This window comes from Nonomuraea marmarensis (assembly GCF_043197025.1).
GTDB classification, from domain to species: Bacteria; Actinomycetota; Actinomycetes; order Streptosporangiales; family Streptosporangiaceae; genus Nonomuraea; species Nonomuraea marmarensis.
The window spans coordinates 69,811-86,166 of sequence record NZ_JBICRM010000035.1 but is presented as its reverse complement, the minus strand read 5'-3'; the positions used below and the strand labels follow the sequence as shown (position 1 = coordinate 86,166).

The 16,356-nt window shown below is 69.1% G+C and carries 14 protein-coding genes; 7 read left to right on the top strand and 7 right to left on the bottom strand.

Annotated elements, in window-relative coordinates; genetic code table 11:
• Nucleotides 1–110: 110 nt before the first annotated feature.
• The 3 genes from dnaN to ACFLIM_RS39855 are packed head-to-tail and all read right to left on the bottom strand — an operon-like array spanning nucleotide 111 to nucleotide 3,347.
• Complete coding sequence (gene dnaN / locus ACFLIM_RS39865; RefSeq protein ID WP_393174062.1) at nucleotides 111–1,208, bottom strand: DNA polymerase III subunit beta; 1,098 nt, start codon at nucleotides 1,206–1,208, stop codon at nucleotides 111–113.
• A 58-nt stretch (nucleotides 1,209–1,266) separates the two neighbouring features.
• Nucleotides 1,267–1,917: a response regulator gene (locus ACFLIM_RS39860; protein ID WP_393174060.1), complete on the bottom strand. Its 651-nt coding sequence runs from the start codon at nucleotides 1,915–1,917 to the stop codon at nucleotides 1,267–1,269.
• Nucleotides 1,914–3,347, bottom strand: a complete 1,434-nt coding sequence (locus tag ACFLIM_RS39855; RefSeq protein ID WP_393174058.1) for a sensor histidine kinase — start codon at nucleotides 3,345–3,347, stop codon at nucleotides 1,914–1,916. Before ACFLIM_RS39855 ends, ACFLIM_RS39860 begins: the two co-directional genes overlap by 4 nt.
• A 109-nt stretch (nucleotides 3,348–3,456) precedes the next feature.
• Here ACFLIM_RS39855 and ACFLIM_RS39850 point away from each other — a divergent pair, with 109 nt between their 5' ends.
• The gene (locus ACFLIM_RS39850; protein WP_393174056.1) at nucleotides 3,457–4,362 is read left to right on the top strand and encodes an ABC transporter ATP-binding protein; all 906 of its coding nucleotides are present in this window, start codon (nucleotides 3,457–3,459) and stop codon (nucleotides 4,360–4,362) included.
• On the top strand, nucleotides 4,359–5,087 hold the full coding sequence (locus ACFLIM_RS39845; RefSeq protein WP_393174054.1) for an ABC transporter permease: 729 nt from the start codon (nucleotides 4,359–4,361) through the stop codon (nucleotides 5,085–5,087). The genes ACFLIM_RS39850 and ACFLIM_RS39845 overlap by 4 nt, the downstream gene beginning before the upstream one ends.
• A gap of 2 nt (nucleotides 5,088–5,089) precedes the next feature.
• Here ACFLIM_RS39845 and ACFLIM_RS39840 read toward each other — a convergent pair whose 3' ends face one another.
• Nucleotides 5,090–6,004 carry an SMP-30/gluconolactonase/LRE family protein gene (locus tag ACFLIM_RS39840; RefSeq protein ID WP_393174052.1) on the bottom strand — a complete coding sequence of 305 codons (915 nt, stop codon included), beginning with the start codon at nucleotides 6,002–6,004 and terminating at the stop codon, nucleotides 5,090–5,092.
• Nucleotides 6,005–6,060: 56 nt separating this feature from the next.
• Here ACFLIM_RS39840 and ACFLIM_RS39835 point away from each other — a divergent pair, with 56 nt between their 5' ends.
• On the top strand, nucleotides 6,061–6,492 hold the full coding sequence (locus ACFLIM_RS39835; protein WP_393174050.1) for an Lrp/AsnC family transcriptional regulator: 432 nt from the start codon (nucleotides 6,061–6,063) through the stop codon (nucleotides 6,490–6,492).
• A gap of 9 nt (nucleotides 6,493–6,501) precedes the next feature.
• On the top strand, nucleotides 6,502–6,999 hold the full coding sequence (gene soxR / locus ACFLIM_RS39830; protein WP_393174048.1) for a redox-sensitive transcriptional activator SoxR: 498 nt from the start codon (nucleotides 6,502–6,504) through the stop codon (nucleotides 6,997–6,999).
• Here the strand turns inward: soxR and ACFLIM_RS39825 are convergent.
• The gene (locus ACFLIM_RS39825; protein WP_393174046.1) at nucleotides 6,996–7,454 is read right to left on the bottom strand and encodes a universal stress protein; all 459 of its coding nucleotides are present in this window, start codon (nucleotides 7,452–7,454) and stop codon (nucleotides 6,996–6,998) included. The two genes, soxR and ACFLIM_RS39825, sit on opposite strands and share 4 nt — an antisense overlap.
• A gap of 105 nt (nucleotides 7,455–7,559) precedes the next feature.
• Nucleotides 7,560–9,053 (bottom strand): MFS transporter, encoded by a 1,494-nt coding sequence (locus tag ACFLIM_RS39820; protein WP_393174044.1) that lies wholly within the window; start codon nucleotides 9,051–9,053, stop codon nucleotides 7,560–7,562.
• Nucleotides 9,054–9,218: 165 nt separating this feature from the next.
• Here ACFLIM_RS39820 and ACFLIM_RS39815 point away from each other — a divergent pair, with 165 nt between their 5' ends.
• Both ACFLIM_RS39815 and ACFLIM_RS39810 read left to right on the top strand, forming a co-directional pair.
• On the top strand, nucleotides 9,219–9,587 hold the full coding sequence (locus ACFLIM_RS39815) for a YciI family protein (RefSeq protein WP_393174042.1): 369 nt from the start codon (nucleotides 9,219–9,221) through the stop codon (nucleotides 9,585–9,587).
• A gap of 92 nt (nucleotides 9,588–9,679) precedes the next feature.
• Nucleotides 9,680–10,924, top strand: a complete 1,245-nt coding sequence (locus ACFLIM_RS39810) for an RNA polymerase sigma factor (RefSeq protein ID WP_393174040.1) — start codon at nucleotides 9,680–9,682, stop codon at nucleotides 10,922–10,924.
• On the opposite strand, the gene ACFLIM_RS39805 is transcribed toward ACFLIM_RS39810, so the two are convergent.
• Nucleotides 10,921–14,751 (bottom strand): replicative DNA helicase, encoded by a 3,831-nt coding sequence (locus tag ACFLIM_RS39805; RefSeq protein ID WP_393174038.1) that lies wholly within the window; start codon nucleotides 14,749–14,751, stop codon nucleotides 10,921–10,923. The genes ACFLIM_RS39810 and ACFLIM_RS39805 overlap by 4 nt on opposite strands.
• 283 nt (nucleotides 14,752–15,034) lie before the next feature.
• Here ACFLIM_RS39805 and ACFLIM_RS39800 point away from each other — a divergent pair, with 283 nt between their 5' ends.
• Nucleotides 15,035–16,336, top strand: coding sequence for an MATE family efflux transporter (locus tag ACFLIM_RS39800; RefSeq protein ID WP_393174036.1), 1,302 nt, complete (start codon nucleotides 15,035–15,037; stop codon nucleotides 16,334–16,336).
• Nucleotides 16,337–16,356 lie beyond the last annotated feature (20 nt).

Sequence of the window (16,356 nt, the reverse complement as noted above, 5' to 3'; positions counted from 1 at the left end):
CCGAGGGGTTTGACGTGCGCAGGAGCGAGGCCCACGCACGGGCCGTGGGCGAGCAGGCGTACCAGGACTTCAAGAGGGTCTTCAAGCTGGTCGCCGAACGTCAGACGGGCTCAGCTCTGGCGGAGTGACATGACCAGGTAGCGGAAGGCGGGCTGGGCGTCGCCGGGCACGTCCTGGATGAGGGCGGGCCTGGTGGGCGACTCCATGTTGATCCTGGCCAGCTCGCTCTCGATGCCCGTCAGCCCGTCGAGCAGGAACTGCGACTGGAAGGCGATCTGGATGTCGTCGCCGCGCAGCTCGCACTCGACCACCTCGGCGCCGCGCCCGATGTCGCCGCCACCCGCCTGGATCAGCACCTGCCCCTGGCTGAACGACAGCCGGATCGCGGTGTTGCGCTCGGCCACCAGGGCCACCCGCTTGATCGCGTTGACGAACGGCGCCACCGCCACGTCGGCCCTGATCGACCAGTCGGCGGACAGCCTGGCGCGGTAGTCGATGAACTGCTCGTCGAGCAGCCGCACGGTCGTGCTGCGCCCCACGCTCTCGAACCCCGCCACCCCGTCGCCCATCGCGATCGACACCTCGCCGCCGCGCAGCGACTTGGCCACCTCCACCAGCACCCGCGCCGGGACCATGGCGGAGACGGCCAGGTCGGGGCCGGCCGGGCGCCAGGTGAAGTCGCGGGCGGCGATGCGGTAGCGGTCGGTCGCCGCCATCGCCACGGACTCGCCCTCGATGTCGACCCTGATGCCGGTGAGCATGGGCAGCGTGTCGTCGCGGCTGGCCGCGGGCGCGACCTGGCCGACGGCGGAGGCGAACACGCCGCCGCCGATGGCGCCGATGCTCGGCGGCATCGCAGGCAGGGTCGGGAAGTCCTCGACCGGCATCGTGATCAGCCCGAACTCGGCGCTCCCGCAGGTCAGCACCGCCTCCGGGCCCTCTGTGACGATCTCCACGTCCTCGGCGGGCAGGCTCCGGCTGATCTCGGCCAGCAGCCGGCCGGGGATCAGCACCCGGCCCTCCTCGGCCACGTCGGCGTCGATCGTGGCCCGCGCGGAGACGTCGTAGTCGAACGCGGACAGGCTCAGCTCGTCGCCTGCCTCCAGCAGCAGCCCGGACAGGACGGGCACCACAGGACGGCTGGGCAGCACTCGGGCAGCCCACGCCACCGCATCTGCCAGTACATCGCGGTTAACCCGGATTTTCACCTGTTACCACCCCTTCGTCGCGCCGTGCCTCTATGAAAATAGCCGGTACGACCGACAATCAGCGGCTGTTGAGGTAGGCGAGCACGGCCAGAACGCGGCGGTTGTCGTCGTCCGAAGGGGCGAGGCCGAGCTTGGCGAAGATGGAGGCCGTGTGCTTGGCCACGGCGCTCTCGCTGAGGTAGAGCCGCTGGGAGATCCCGGCGTTGGAACGTCCTTCCGTCATGGCCTCGAGCACCTCGCGCTCCCGCGGCGTGAGCATGGCCAGCGGCTCTTTCCTGGCGTTGCTGACCAGCAGCTTGGCGATCACCTCCGGGTCCATGGCGGTGCCGCCCGCGGCGACCCGGCGTACGGCGTCGATGAACTGCTCGGCGTTGAAGACCCGGTCCTTGAGCAGGTAGCCGATCGCGCCCGAGCCGTCGGCCAGCAGCTCGCGGGCGTAGAGCTGCTCGACGTGCTGGGACAACACCAGGATCGGCAGGCCCGGCACCTGCTCCCTGGCCGCGAGCGCGGCCTGCAGGCCCTCGTCGGTAAATGTGGGCGGCAGCCGTACGTCCACGATCGAGACGTCGGGACGCAGCTCCACCAGCCCTTTGAGCAGCTCGGGGCCGGACTCGACCGCGGCGACGACGGTGAAGCCGTGCGCCTGCAGCAGGTGGACCAGGCCGTCTCTGAGCAGGTAGAGGTCTTCGGCGATGAGCACCCGGTTCATGAGCACCACGGCTTGCCCGGCGTCGCCGCCGGCATCCAGCGCTCCGGGCTGTGGGTGGCGGGGATGCGCATGGCCGCGACGTGCATGGTGATACCGAGCGCGAGCATGCCGCAGATCGCCGGCCACTGCCAGACCTCGGGAAGATACAGGGCGAGGAACCATGCCTTCTCCTCGATCCCGAAGATCTTGAAGATGGCCGGCACGAGGCCCTGCGGGAACGTCGGGCACCAGGCCGTACACCAGAGGGAGATGAGCGCGACCGCCTTCCAGCGCGGCAGAGCGGGCGGCAGGTAACCTCCCCAGCGCTCCGGCAGCACCCGGGGCAGGCCCATAGTCACGGTGGTGGGGCCGCCCGGCGGACTGTTCAGTGCGAGCACCCCGTCGAAGGCGGCCAGCCGCCGCTCGATGCCGGACAGGCCGCTGCCCTTGGCCGGGTCGGCGCCGCCCAGGCCGTCGTCGGTGACCGTGATGCGCAGGCTGGAGCCGTTGGAGCTAATGTCCACCGTCGCCGTGCGGGCGTCGCCGTGCCGCGCGGCGTTGGAGAGCAACTCGCTGATCGCGAAGTAGGCCGCCGCCTCCACCGGCGCCTCCGGCCGGTGCGGGAGGTCGACGTCCACGGTGACGTTCATCGGGCTGTCCATGGCCAGCGCGCGGATGGCGTCGCCCAGCCCGCGTTCCGCGAGCACCGGAGGGTGGATGCCCCGGATGACCCTGCGCAGCTCCGTCAGCGTCTCCGAGGAGGCGTCCCTGACCTTGGACAGCAGCGCCTTGGCCGCCGCAGGATCGTTGTCGACCAGTTCCTCGACCGCGCCGAGCGTCATGCCGATCGCCACCAGCCTGGCCTGCGTGCCGTCGTGCAGGTCACGCTCGATCCTGCGCATCTCGGCCGCCTGGGAGTCGGCGGCCAGGTTACGCGTTCGCTTGAGGTGGGTCACCTGCCCGGCCAGGCGGCTGGCGGAGGTCGCGCCGAGCAGCAGCTCGCTCCAGAGCGCGTAAACGCGCAGGCCACGCTCGGGCAGCACGACGAACACCGGCACCAGTGCCACCTTCACCGCCGGGTCCAGCAGCAGCCAGAGCCCGTCGCGCCAGGTCGCCGGGTCGGTGAGCAGCCACTTCCACCGGTTGTTCCACGCCGGCACCCGCGGGGTCTTGTAAAGGGTGCGGTCGGAGCGGTACATGCCGTCCGCCTGCGGCACCGGAGGCGGAGGCTTGGGCAGGTACGGAGGCTCGACCTCGATTCCCGTCCACTGCCGCATCAGCCGCCTGTTGAGCTTGGCCAGCCGCCTGATCAGCCGCACCTGCGGCGGAAACAGGAAGACCATGCCCAGGGCGAACGACAGGAGCAACATGGTCGCGGTCAGGAAGATCGCGGGCACTTCGACGACGAGGAGCGCGAGCAGCACGGCGACCTGACCGAACCTTCGAAGCATGCTCCCAGTCTGCGACAGTCACGGCGGCGCAGTCACTGCATCTAGGTACACCCTTGCCGGGCAGTTACCGAGATTCCGCGATCCATCGGGCGTTCCTAGCGTCGATGTCATGAAAATCATCGAAGTCAGGAATCTGCGGAAGCAGTATCCGAAGCACCTGGCGGTCGACGACGTGTCGTTCGAGGTGGCGGAGGGTGAGATCTTCGGCATCCTCGGGCCGAACGGCGCCGGCAAGACCACCACCGTGGAATGCGTGGCGGGGCTTCGGGTGCCGGACGGCGGCACCGTACGGGTGGCCGGCCTGGACCCGCAGCTCAACAGGGGCGAGCTGCGGCAGGTGCTGGGCATGCAGCTGCAGAGCGCGGCGCTGCCGGAGAAGATCAAGGTGTGGGAGGCCCTGGACCTCTACGCCTCCTTCTACCCCGACCCCGCCGACTGGTCCGAGCTGCTCGAACGGGTCGGGCTCACCGCCAAGCGCGACACCGCGTTCAAGAAGCTCTCGGGCGGGCAGCGCCAGCGGCTGTCCGTGGCGCTCGCGCTCGTGGGTCGGCCGCGCGTGGCGGTGCTGGACGAGCTGACGACCGGGCTCGACCCGCAGGCCCGCAGGGACACCTGGGAGCTGGTCGAGCAGGTGCGCGACTCGGGCGTGACGATCGTGCTCGTCACCCACTTCATGGAGGAGGCCGAGCGGCTCTGCGACCGGCTCGCGCTCATCGACGCGGGCAGGGTTGCCGCCACCGACACGCCCCAGGGGCTCATCGCGCAGGTGGGCGGAGAGCAGCGGGTGTGGTTCCGGCCGTCGGCGCCGGTCGAGGACGGCATCCTGCTGGCGCTGCCCGAGGTGCACGAGGTCCGCAGAAGCGGCAACCAGGTCGTGGTGAGCGGCTCGGGCAACCTCGCTCCCGCGGTCACGCTCGCCCTGGCCCAGCACCAGATCGTGCCCGGAGATCTGCGGATCGTGCAGGCCACGCTCGACGACGCGTTCCTCGCACTGACCGGAAGGAAGCTCTCATGAAGCTGCTCATCGTGGAGACCAAGCTGCACCTGCGTGAATGGCCGTTCCTGCTGTTCACCATCGGCTTGCCGGTCGCCCTTCTGGTCGTGCTCGGCCTCAGCATCCCGGCGTTCACCGAGCGCCAGGCGTCCGGAGAGAGGTTCGTGGACGCGCAGTGGCCGAGCATGATGCTCCTCCTCGCGCTGCTGACGCTCGCCTGCAGCGTGGTGCCCGCGGTGCTCACCGCGTACCGCGAGCAGGGGGTGCTCAGGCGGATGTCCACCACGCCCGTGCATCCCGCGCGGCTGCTGGGCGTGCAGCTGCTGATCAACCTGGCCGTGGGGGTGTTGTCCGCGATTCTGCTGATCGGGGTGGGCGCCCTGGTGTTCGGCTCGACGCCGCCGCGGCAGTGGGCGGGGTTCATCCTGGTATTCCTGCTCGGCACCGCCGCGCTGCAGGCCATGGGGCTGGTGATCGCCGCTCTGGCGCCCAACGCCAAGGTCGCGCCCGGGATCGGGTCCGCGGTGATGTTCCCGCTGATGTTCCTGGGCGGGATGTGGGTGCCGCGCGACGTCATGCCGGACGCGCTGCGCACGGTCAGCGACTTCTCCGTCGCGGGGCCGTTCGCCCAGGCGCTCAGGGACACCTGGGCGGGGCAGGCGCCGCAGGTCATGCACCTCGCGGTGGTGGCCGCCGGGCTGGTGATCTTCGGCGGGCTGGCCGTGCGGTTGTTCCGTTGGGAGTGAGGCTAGCGCCCGGCCCAGACCGGGCGCGCGCCGGTGACGTTGGTCATCATGGAGTAGAGCGAGGACGAGGCCGTGATGAACAGCCGGTTGCGCTTGAGCCCGCCGAACACCAGGTTGGACACGGACTCCGGCAGCTTGAGCCGGCCGATCAGCGTGCCGTCGGGGTCGTGGCAGAGCACCGCCCTGCCCGCCGCGGCCCAGACCCGGCCGGTGTCGTCGAGTCGCAGGCCGTCGAAGTTGTCGCGCTCCGTGCCCTCGGCGAAGACCTTGCCGCCCGCGAGGGTGCCGCCGTCCTGTACGTCGAACACGCGCAGATGCCTGGCCCGCGTGTCCGCGATGTAGAGCTTCTTCTCGTCGAGCGAGAAGGCCAGGCCGTTGGGCCTGGCGAAGTCGTCAGCCACGATGCGGACCTCGCCCGTCACCGGGTCGACGCGGTAGACGTGGCAACCGTCGATCTCCTGCTCGGCGGCGACGCCCTCGTAGTTACTGAGGATGCCGTAGGGCGGGTCGGTGAACCAGATGGAGCCGTCGGAGTGGACGACCGCGTCGTTGGGGCTGTTGAGCCGCTTGCCCTCCCAGCGGTCGGCGATCACCGTGATCGAGCCGTCGTGCTCGGTGCGGGTGACGCGGCGGTCGCCCTGCTCGCAGGTGATCAACCGGCCCTCGCGGTCGAGGGTGTTGCCGTTGGCATAGCCCGACGGCTGGCGGAACGGGCCCACCGCGCCGGTCATCTCGTCCCAGCGCAACATGCGCTCGTTGGGGATGTCGCTCCAGACCAGGAACCGGCCCGCGGGAAAGTAGACAGGGCCCTCGGCCCAGCGGGCGCCGTTGTGGAGCCGCTCGATCCGGTGGTCTCCGTTGATCGTGGCGCACCGCTCGTCGAGCACTTCGAACTCAATGGGGATCGTGTCCGTCATAGCGTCCACCATACGCTGTTCGGTCCGCATGATATATCGCGAGATACCATTCTGCTGTGGATGATATCGACAGGATGCTGATCGGCCTGCTTCAGGAGGACGCGACGCGGTCGTACGCGGAGCTGGGCAGGGCGGTGGGGCTGTCCAGCGGGGCCGCGCACGAGCGGGTGCGCAAACTGCGCGAGCGGGGAGTCATCAGGCGTACGACGATCGAGGTGGACCAGGCGGCGCTCGGGCGGACCGTGACGGCGTACGTGCTGGTCGACGGCAACACGTGGATGGGCGACAGCGCGGACCGGCTGGCGGCGATCCCGGAGATCGAGGAGGCGCATGTCATCGCGGGTCCCGCGTCGGTGCTGGTCAAGGTACGTACGACGGGGACGCACGAGTTGCAGGACGTACTGCGCCGGGTGTTCGAGGTGGACGGCGTGAAAGGGACCCAGACCGTCGTGGTCCTGGAGACGTTCTTCGAGCGAACCCTCAAGTAATCTCTAGGTATGACCAAGGTCGCCTGGAACACCAAAGAGCTGACGGTCGGCCAGCTCGCGGAACGCAGCGGCGTCGCCGTCTCCGCCCTGCACTTCTACGAGGCCAAGGGCCTCATCATGAGCCGGCGCACGACCGGCAACCAGCGCCGCTACAACCGGGACAGCCTGCGCAGGGTCGCGTTCATCCGGCTCGCCCAGCGGATCGGCATCCCCCTCAAGACCATCAAGGACGCCCTAGCGGAGCTGCCGGACGAGCGCACACCCAACCGCGACGACTGGGCCCGCTTGTCGGCCGCCTGGCGCGGCGAGCTGGACGACCGCATCGAGCAGCTCCAGCGGCTGCGCGACGACCTCACCGACTGCATCGGGTGCGGCTGCCTGTCGCTGGACCGGTGCCCGGTGGCCAACCCGCACGACCGGCTGGGCGACGAGGGGCCGGGAGCGCGGCGCATCGACACCCGGCTGTGCCCGCCTCAGGCAGAGACGCGCTGCGCCCCCGCCTGCTAGACCTTCGACGGTGTCTTGGCGGGCGGGACGATGAGGGTGGGCCGGTGCGCGTGGTGCAGCACGTGGTTCGAGACGCTGCCCAGCAGCACCGACCTCACCCCGGCCAGGCCACGCGAGCCCGTCACGATCAGCGAGGCGTCGAGTTCGTCCGCCACGTCCACGATCGTCTTCCAGATCGACTCGTTGTCGGCCACCGCCCGGTAGGTGACGTCGGCGAGCCCGGCCGCGATCGCCAGCTCGGCGCCCTCCTTCGCGTGGTGCTCGGCCTGGGCCTGCGCCTCGTCCCCGGTGTCCGGGGCGATCGCGGCCGCGGCCAGCGGATACTTCTTGAGCTGCACGAGCAGCGGCTCCCACACCGTGACGACGACAGTGGGCTCGGCGGAAAGGTGCTTGGCGGCGAACTCGATCGCGGCCCGCGAGTCGGCGGAGCCGTCGTAGGCGACAAGGATGGTCATGGCGTGCTTCCCTTCACTTCAGTCATTCGCTAGAGCACTGGAGTGATCAGACGCCATTCCTGGAGCCGCTGTCTGCTTGGTCACACCCTCCTCGGGCGAGCCGTCTCATGAAGGAGGAGCGAGTCGTCTCATGAGGAAGGCCGCGACGACGAACAGGGCGGCGGCGATCAGGCCGACCGTGCTGAGCGCGTCCGTGAAGGCGGCGTGCGCGGCGTGCGCGAGGCCGGGGCCGTGCGACACCGCACCCGCCACGGTCTCCTGGGCCGCGCGGGCCACGTCATCGGGAACGCCGGGCGGGATCGTGCCGGCCATCCGGAGGCGGTAGACGGCCGCGCTGACCGTGCCGAGGATGGCCAGGCCCAGCGTCCCGCCGAAATAGTTGCCCGACTCCAACAACGACGCGGCCGACCCGGCCCGCTCCGGCCGTACGGAACCGACGACGATCCCCGTGCCGAGCGCGAACAGCGGTCCCGTGCCCAGCGCGAGCACGGTGATCCCCGCCACCACCACGGGCAGGTCGCCGGTCTGGGTCAGCAACCCCGCACCGAGCGCGGACACCACCAAACCGCCCGTGATGGCCACCCTCGGGGTGACCCAGCGCGTGATGGCCGGCGTCAGCGTGGTCCCCAGCGCGACGGCGAGGCCCATGGGCGCGAACCACAGCGCGGCCTGCGTCGGCGAGTATCCGAGCACCGTCTGCAGGTACTGGGTGACCAGCAGGCCGACGCCCGCCATGGCCACGCCGGCGAGCACGAGCGCGGTCAGGACCAGGGCGAACGGCCGCTGGGCGAACAGGCGCAGGTTCAGCAGCGGGTCCTCCAGCCGCAACTGGCGGCGGACGAACGCGACCGCGAACGCGCCGCCCGTCGCGAGCACCACGATCGGCGTGGCAGTCACGCCGCTGCCCGAGGCGGCCACGGTCTTGATCCCCCAAACGATCGGCAGGATGGCCAGCATGGACAACGCCACGCTGGTCAGGTCGAGACGCCCGGCCCCGGGGTCGCGGTGTTCTGGCAACAACAGGGGCCCGGCGACGAGCAGGGCCGCGATCACCGGTACGGCCAGCAGGAACACCGAGCCCCACCAGAAGTGCTCCAGGAGCAGCCCGCCCACGACCGGTCCCAGAGCGGCCCCGGCGAACTGGCACGTGGCCCAGACGGCGATGGCCGTACCGCGTTGCCTGTCGTCTCTGAACATGTTCGTGATCAGGGCGAGCGTGGAGGGCATCAGCGTGGCGCCGGCGATGCCCAGCAGCGCGCGGCAGGCGATCAGCATGGCGGGGCTGACCGCGTAGGCCGCCAGCACGGAGGCGATCCCGAACGCCGCCGCACCCGTCAGCAGCAACCGGCGGCGGCCGATCCGGTCGCCGAGGGTGCCCATGGTGATCACCAGGCCGGCCACCATGAACCCGTAGATGTCGATGATCCACAGCTGCTCGACGCCGCTGGTGCCCAGATCCGCGCTCAGCTGCGGCAACGCCAGGAAGAGCACGTTGATGTCCACGGCGGCGAGCAGCGTGGGCAGCGTGAGCACCACCAGCCCCAGCCATTCGCGCCGACCGGCCCGGGTTCGTGCGGCCGGCGGCATGTGGTGTTGCATGAAAGGGACCTCTCGTGTTGAGTACGGCGCTCGTCCGAGCGCCGTCACAAGGGGGTCGGAGCCGATCCGGCGGTCTCGACATCGGGATGTCGAGAACGGCTCACCTGCTCCGACTCCTCCATGAGGGACGCCCGCCGGGCGTCACGTGACATGAGGAGCGAAACGGTGAAATTCCTGCTGATCATGCAGATCAACCCGGAGATCTGGAACGCCCTGTCGGACGAGGAGCGCAACGAGGTGATGAACGGCCACGGCGCGTTCATCAAGACGATCCAGGAGTCGGGAGAGATGATCAGCACGCACGCTCTCGCCGACCCGTCGAACAGCGCGAGCGTACGGGGCCGGGGCGGCGTCCCCGCGGTGACGGACGGGCCCTTCGCGGAGGCCAAGGAGTACATGGGGGGCTACTACCTGGTGGACTGCGAGAGCAGGGAGCGGGCGATCGAGCTGGCCAAGCTGATCCCCGACACCAGGGTCGACGGGCTGGGCGTGGAGGTGCGGCCGGTCATGTTCTCGGCCGGGCAGGACATGTGAGCGCGAGCCCGCCCGCCGAGGACCCGTCGAAGGCGCGAGCGTGAATCCGCCCGTCGAGGACCTGTGAACGTGAACCCGATCGCCGAGGACCTGTGAGCCCGGACCCGGCCGTCGAGGACCTGCTGCGCACGCTCGCGCCGCAGGTCCTCGGCCTGCTCGTCCGCCGGCACGGTCAGTTCGACCAGTGCGAGGACGCGGTGCAGGAAGCGTTGCTGGCCGCCGCCGTACAGTGGCCGGAACGTGGCACGCCGGACGACCCCGCGGCCTGGCTGGTCACCGTCGCCGGCCGCCGCCTCACCGACCTGTGGCGCAGCGAGGGAGCGCGCCGCCGCCGGGAGGAGACGGCCGCGGCCCGGGTGCCCACCCACGAGCTCGTGGTCCAGTCACCCGGCGAGGACGACAACGAGCGGGACCGGGACGACACGCTGACGCTGCTGTTCCTGTGTTGCCACCCCGCCGTCTCCCCAGCCTCGCAGCTCGCGCTCACCCTGCGCGCGGTCGGCGGCCTGACGACGGCGCAGATCGCGCATGTCTTCCTGGTGCCCGAGTCCACCATGGCCCAGCGCATCAGCCGGGCCAAGCAGGCCATCAAGAGCAGCGGGGCGACGTTCGAGCCGCCTGACGGACCGCAGCGCGCCGAGCGGCTCCAGGTGGTGCTGCACGTGCTGTATCTGATCTTCAACGAGGGCTACACCGCGACCTCCGGACCCGACCTGCAGCGTACCGACCTGGCCGCCGAGGCGCTCCGGCTGACCCGGCAGGTCCATCGCCTGCTGCCAGAAGACGGCGAGGTCGCCGGGCTGCTGGCCCTGATGTTGCTCACCGACGCTCGCCGCCCGGCCCGCACCACCCGGGACGGCGCCATGATCCCCCTCGCCGACCAGGATCGCGGCCGGTGGGACCAGGAGGCGATCCGGGAGGGCACCGAACTCATCACGCGTACGATGGCCCGGTCGCCGCTGGGGGCGTACCAGTTGCAGGCGGCGATCGCGGCCGTCCACGCCGAGGCGCCCGGCACCGAGGCCACGGACTGGCCGCAGATCCTCATCCTGTACAAGATCCTCGACCGGATCGCGCCCAACCCGATGGTGACGCTCAACCGGGCCGTCGCCACCGCCATGGTCCACGGCCCCAGGGCCGGGCTCGACCTGCTGGAGACGCTGGAGGGCGACAGGCGGGTGGCCGGCCATTACCGGGTGACCGCGGTGCGCGCGCACCTGCTGGAGCGGGCCGGCGAACACGCCTCGGCCCGGTCGTGCTTCCTGCTGGCGGCGCGCAGGACGTACAGCATCCCTGAGCGCCTCTATCTCGAATCCCAGGCCGCCCGCTTGGCCTAGTGCTGGGCCATGTCGACGAACCGGCTGTAGTGCCCCTGGAACGCGACCGTCACGGTGGCGGTGGGGCCGTTACGGTGCTTGGCCACTATCAGGTCGGCCTCGCCCGCCCGGGGGGACTCGCGCTCGTAGGCGTCCTCACGGTGCAGCAGGATGACCATGTCGGCGTCCTGCTCGATCGAATTCTTTAGATGGATTCCATTTCCAAGAAAGTTGTGAGTTCCCATTACTGTGGCGTCATAAACAGGGAGCTCCCCAAGACTCTCGATCGATGTGATCTCATCCCAGAAAACATCGTTCGTGGCAAGCATCTCAAGTTCGACGTCGCCGAGAACGTCTGCCATCTTTCGCAGGCGACCTCTGGGGGGGCTAATCGACACGTTCAGATCGCCCCGGCTGCGACTGCCGACCATCTCTTGGACCTGGCCAAGGCTCTTCGACTGCTCAGTCATGACTTCGCGCACGCGCCCCCAGACTTCTGGCGGAACGGTATCAAAACGTCCTGCGGGCGTTATCTCACTGAGGCGAGTCATCGCCTTGACTACTTCCCTTTCCCGTTCCCCATGAACGCCGATCTCCATCAGGAAACGACGCTGATCTTCAGCTCCCCCCACATCAAGCGTCCACTGGGGTCGCCCGTAGGAGTTTCCGACTGGACGAAGGCGTGTCTTCACATCGAAGCGCAGCAGCAGCAACTGCAAATCTCGTGCTAGACGCTCGCTTGTTGTCCCGTAGTAGATCCGGACTTGGCTGAGCGCGCTAGTTGTCACGGGTCCGTCTGTTGCCCACAGGTGCCGGAGGAAGAGCGCTAGTTGCGGCTTTGGGAGTGCGAAAATCCCCTGCGGCAAAAACTTCTCATGGCTGCGCAGCCCGAACAATCCCAGGCCATCCAGCCAGGCAGCAATCGGATTACGCTTGCCATGAGTCAGCTTGAATGGGGCGGGAAGTCTCATCGAGCAACACCGGGCATCCGGGTGTTCATCACGGACTGCGGTGATGCCGAACCGTCGAGCAGCAGCTTCAGCGACTACCTTGAGATTCGACTCGTCTACGCTGGCGTAACGAATCGGCTGGCGCGACACGAATGAGCCATCGCCAATCAGGTGGGCCAGCAAAACAATCTCATCCTCATCCCATGGCGTGGCCTGCAATGGGCCTGGCAGGTGTCTGGGAACGGCCACTCGGGCGCCCGCACCTAGATCACCGAGATCTCGCCAGCCGTCGTAGGTGAGGAAAGGATGGTTGGCCGTCGCCTCGACCTCCCGTCCTGAGCGCAACCGGACTCGATAGACCTCCTTCACACCGCTCAGGAAGACGTGGGTCATCGTGCGGGGGACCAACTTCAGCCGGTCGTCGAGCGACCAGACGGGAATGTCGCGAGCCCCCGACTCCAGCAGCTCTCCCAGGGACACCTCCGCCCCAGTGTCGGCCCGCAGGATGCGGGTGGCGGCCGTCAGGCAGCCGGACTCGCGCAGGTCGCTGACCATGGGGCGCTTGTCGGTGCGTTGCTCGGGGCCGCGGTTGAGCTGGGAGATCGCGATGACGGGGACCTCGAGCTCCTTGGCCAGCAGCTTGATCGCACGGGAGATCTCCGAGACCTCGTTCTGGCGGCTCTCGGTCTTCTTCGGCGAGCTCATCAGCTGGAGGTAGTCGATGATCACGAACCTCAGGTCGTTGCGCTGCTTGAGCCGCCGGCACTTGGCCCTGATCTCCATCATGGACATGTTGGGCGAGTCGTCGATGAACAGCGGCGCCTCCGCGACCTCGCTCATCCGGCGGGCCAGGCGGGTCCAGTCGTCGTCGCCCATCATGCCCGAGCGCATGGCGTGCAGCGCCACGCGAGCCTCGGCGGACAGCAGACGCATGGTGATCTCGTTGCGGGACATCTCCAGCGAGAAGATGACCGTGGTCATGCCATGCTTGATCGCCGCAGAACGAGCGAAGTCCAGACCTAGCGTTGAGTTGTGGGTGGGGATCCATGTCCGGCCCGCCAAGTACATGTGCTCGGCGTTGTCCACCTCCACGCACCGCACCGGAACCGATGGCACCGGGCGCACATCGGTGATGTTGCGGTAGGTCGCCTTGGGGTGGGCACTGGTGTTCACCCGAGCGTTCTTCCGGGTTAGCCGGAAGACCTTGTCGGAAGGCGTGAACGTGATCGTGTAACAGGTTGAGCTGGCCTCGGTGTGTCCCGGCACCCGCTTAGACGTCCAGGACGCCTTGTATCCCAAGCTCAGAATCAGCTCCCAGGCGCCCTCTGCCAGGCGCCGGTTGGTGACGGCAAACTGGACGGTCCCGCCGGTGTTGGCGTAGCCGTCGGTGTCCAGCAACCCGGCCAACAGGGCTCGACGCTGACCTTCGGATGCGCGCAGGTATTCGGTTGGGATGTGCTTGTTGCCCAGCACGCCCAGCTTTCGCAGTAGGGCGGGCACGGTGCCGTGGTCATTGCGGCACTCCTGGCACTGGCGCATCCCGCTGGACGGTCCACCACAGTCGGGACACGTAGGTGGTTGTGAAGGGCCGTGAGGGGATTTCCTGGACCTGCAACCGCACACCCTGCCGCAGGTGCGCACCTGCGACGTCTGAGGCGTGAACGGCGTGCCACACACGATGCACGACCGTTCGGCGATCGGCTCCGGCTCGGGTAGCAGCATCGCGTACAGCAACCCGCCCCGGTGCTCCACCCGAAGACCTTCGGCCGCCACATGTTCGGCGATCTCTGGATCCCCCGTGGTGAACCGCGCGCCACCGGAATGGCCGTCGCCGAGCCAGACGCCCAGCGCGTACGGAGGGATGGGCAGGTCACGGTGGGGCAGGTCCAGCGGCTTGGCGTTGATAACGGTGTGGTTGAGTCGCTTGTCTGCGGTGTTGCATCGCAGTGTGGCGGCGATCTCTTCCGTTGTGCGTACGCGGGCAACCGCCCGCTGGTCCCGGCGGGATGCGCGCGTGTCGGTGAGCCACTGGTGCTGAGCATCGGCCACGATCACTGTGCCGTCGCTGAATTCCACCTCGTAGCACGGGCGCCCGCGCATGACGTCGGTGGCCGCTACGACGCGCGTGGGCTTGCCGTCGGCGTCGATCAGGAAATCGCCCACCTTGACGTCGCCCATGGTGGTCCAGCCGACGGGGGTGGGCAGCGGGGTGTCGAGCGCAAGCGCTTTCCCGATCGCAGGCCGCGCGGCCACGACGATCATCTGGCCTGGGTGGAGGCCGTTGGTGAGCTGGTCGAGGTCCTGGAAGCCGGTGGGGACGCCGACCATCTGGCCGCCGCGGCTGCCGATGGCCTCCAGCTCGTCGAGGGCGCCGGGCATGATGTCGGCCAGCGGCGCGTAGTCCTCCGAGGTGCGGCGCTCGGTGACCTGGTAGATCTCCGCCTGGGCGCGGTCCACGAGCTCGTCGACCTCTTCGTTCTGGCCGCCGTAGCCGAAGGAGACGATGCGGGTGCCGGCCTCGATGAGGCGGCGGAGGATGGCCTGCTCTCGGACGATCTTGGCGTAGTAGCCCGCGTTGGCGGCCGTGGGGACGACCGCCGTGAGGGTGTGGAGGTAGGCGGCGCCGCCCACCCTGGCCATCTCGCCGCGCTTTTGCAGCTCGTCGAAGACGGTGACCGCATCCGCCGGCTCGCCCCGACCGTAGAGGTCGGTGACGACGTCGTAGACCATCTGGTGGGCCGGACGGTAGAAGTCGTCGGAACGCAGGATCTCCACGACGTCGGCGATGGCGTCCTTCGACAGCAGCATGCCGCCGAGCACCGACTGCTCCGCTTCGATGTTGTTGGGCGGTGTGCGCTCGAAACCAGGGCCTCCGCCGGCCTCTTCGTCAATGCTCACCGCGCCCCCTCGAACACCTTGCAGGCGGTCGCACCACCCCCACTTGTAGTCGACCGGTCTGACAGTTTCGCGGAGTCGCGGGCAGTCGGCAACGCGGCCTGTGGACAACGTTGTGGTCAAGCTGTGTACAGTCGCGCCCAGGGTGTGAAAGGCCTGTGGACGGGCCTGGGGATAACTCTCGCGGGTATCCACCGAACCCCTGCCGAGCTGGGCGAACAGTATCCACCGGCTGTGGAGGAAAGAAAGTTGTACCGACACGCCGGGTAATGGTCATAATGGACAAATGCCCATTACATCCAGAGACCGGGAGATCCTGCGGCTGGCTGTGCCCGCTTTCGGGGCTTTGGTGGCCGAGCCGCTCTTCCTGCTCGCCGACTACGCCATTGTGGGGCACGGGCTGGGCACCACGGCGGTGGGCGCTCTGGGCGTGGCGGGCGCGGTTCTGGCCACACTGGTGAACCTGTGCGTCTTTCTCGCCTACGGCACGACGGCCTCCGTGGCGCGCCAGTCGGGTGCGGGCAATCACGCGCGTGCCATGCGCGGCGGGGTTGACGGGATCTGGCTGGCGCTGGGCATCGGCGTGGCGCTGATCGTCGTGTGCTGGCCGCTCGCGCCGGTCATCGTGGAGCTGTTCGGGGCGGGTGCGGGACAGACCGCGCAGGCCGTGACGTACCTGCGGATCAGCCTGCTCGGCGCGCCCGGGATGCTGGTCGTGCTGGCCGGCACGGGGGTGCTGCGCGGGTTACAGGACACGGTCACGCCGCTGGTCGTGGCGGTGGGCTCGTTCGCGTTGAACGCGGCGCTCAACGCCTGGTTCGTGCTGGGGCTGGGGTGGGGCATCGCGGGCTCGGCCTGGGGGACCGTGCTGGCGCAGACGCTCGGGGCCGCCGTCTATCTGGTTGTGGTGGCGCGCGGCGCGTTACGGCTGGGGACGCCGCTCACGCCTGGGCTGGCCGGGCTCAGGCAGGCGGGTACGGCCGGGTTCGCGCTGCTCATCCGTACCGTGTGCCTGCGGGTCGTGTTGGTGGCGGCCACCGTGTTCGCGACCAGGATGGGCGAGGCCGAGCTGGCCGCGTACGCGATCGCCACGCAGGTGTGGACGTTGCTCGCGTTCGCCCTGGACGCCATCGCCATCGCCGGGCAGGCCATTACCGGTCGCTCGCTCGGTGCGGGGGACGCCGCCGCCACCAGGGCCGCCACCAGGCGGATGGTGCAGTGGGGGGTCTGGTCGGGGGTCGTGCTCGGTGCCCTGGTCGTGGCCGCCCGGCCGGTGCTGCCCGGGCTCTTCGACGCGGATCCGGTGGTCGCCGAGTTGCTGCTGGCCGTGTTGTGGCCGGTGGCGTTGTTCCAGCCGGTGTGCGGGGTGGTGTTCGTGCTCGATGGCGTGCTGATCGGCGCGGGCGACCAGCGCTATCTGGCCTGGGCGGGGGTGTGGACGACGGTGGCGTACCTGCCTGCCGCCCTGCTCGCCTCCGGCTTCGGCGTCGTCGCGCTCTGGGGGGCGCTCGGGGTGTGGATGGTCGCCCGCCTGATCACCCTGGTACGCCGGGCCGCCGGCACTGCCTGGCTGGTAACCGGGGCGTGACCTTATCGTGCTTGTCGTTG

Excerpts from the sequence above, each read along its gene's own strand:
- ACFLIM_RS39860 (WP_393174060.1), bottom strand. The coding sequence starts at position 1,917 with ATGAACCGGGTGCTCATCGCCGAAGACCTCTACCTGCTCAGAGACGGC.
- ACFLIM_RS39855 (WP_393174058.1), bottom strand. The coding sequence starts at position 3,347 with ATGCTTCGAAGGTTCGGTCAGGTCGCCGTGCTGCTCGCGCTCCTCGTC.
- ACFLIM_RS39850 (WP_393174056.1), top strand. The coding sequence starts at position 3,457 with ATGAAAATCATCGAAGTCAGGAATCTGCGGAAGCAGTATCCGAAGCAC.
- ACFLIM_RS39845 (WP_393174054.1), top strand. The coding sequence starts at position 4,359 with ATGAAGCTGCTCATCGTGGAGACCAAGCTGCACCTGCGTGAATGGCCG.
- ACFLIM_RS39840 (WP_393174052.1), bottom strand. The coding sequence starts at position 6,004 with ATGACGGACACGATCCCCATTGAGTTCGAAGTGCTCGACGAGCGGTGC.
- soxR (WP_393174048.1), top strand. The coding sequence starts at position 6,502 with ATGACCAAGGTCGCCTGGAACACCAAAGAGCTGACGGTCGGCCAGCTC.
- ACFLIM_RS39825 (WP_393174046.1), bottom strand. The coding sequence starts at position 7,454 with ATGACCATCCTTGTCGCCTACGACGGCTCCGCCGACTCGCGGGCCGCG.
- ACFLIM_RS39820 (WP_393174044.1), bottom strand. The coding sequence starts at position 9,053 with ATGCAACACCACATGCCGCCGGCCGCACGAACCCGGGCCGGTCGGCGC.
- ACFLIM_RS39800 (WP_393174036.1), top strand. The coding sequence starts at position 15,035 with ATGCCCATTACATCCAGAGACCGGGAGATCCTGCGGCTGGCTGTGCCC.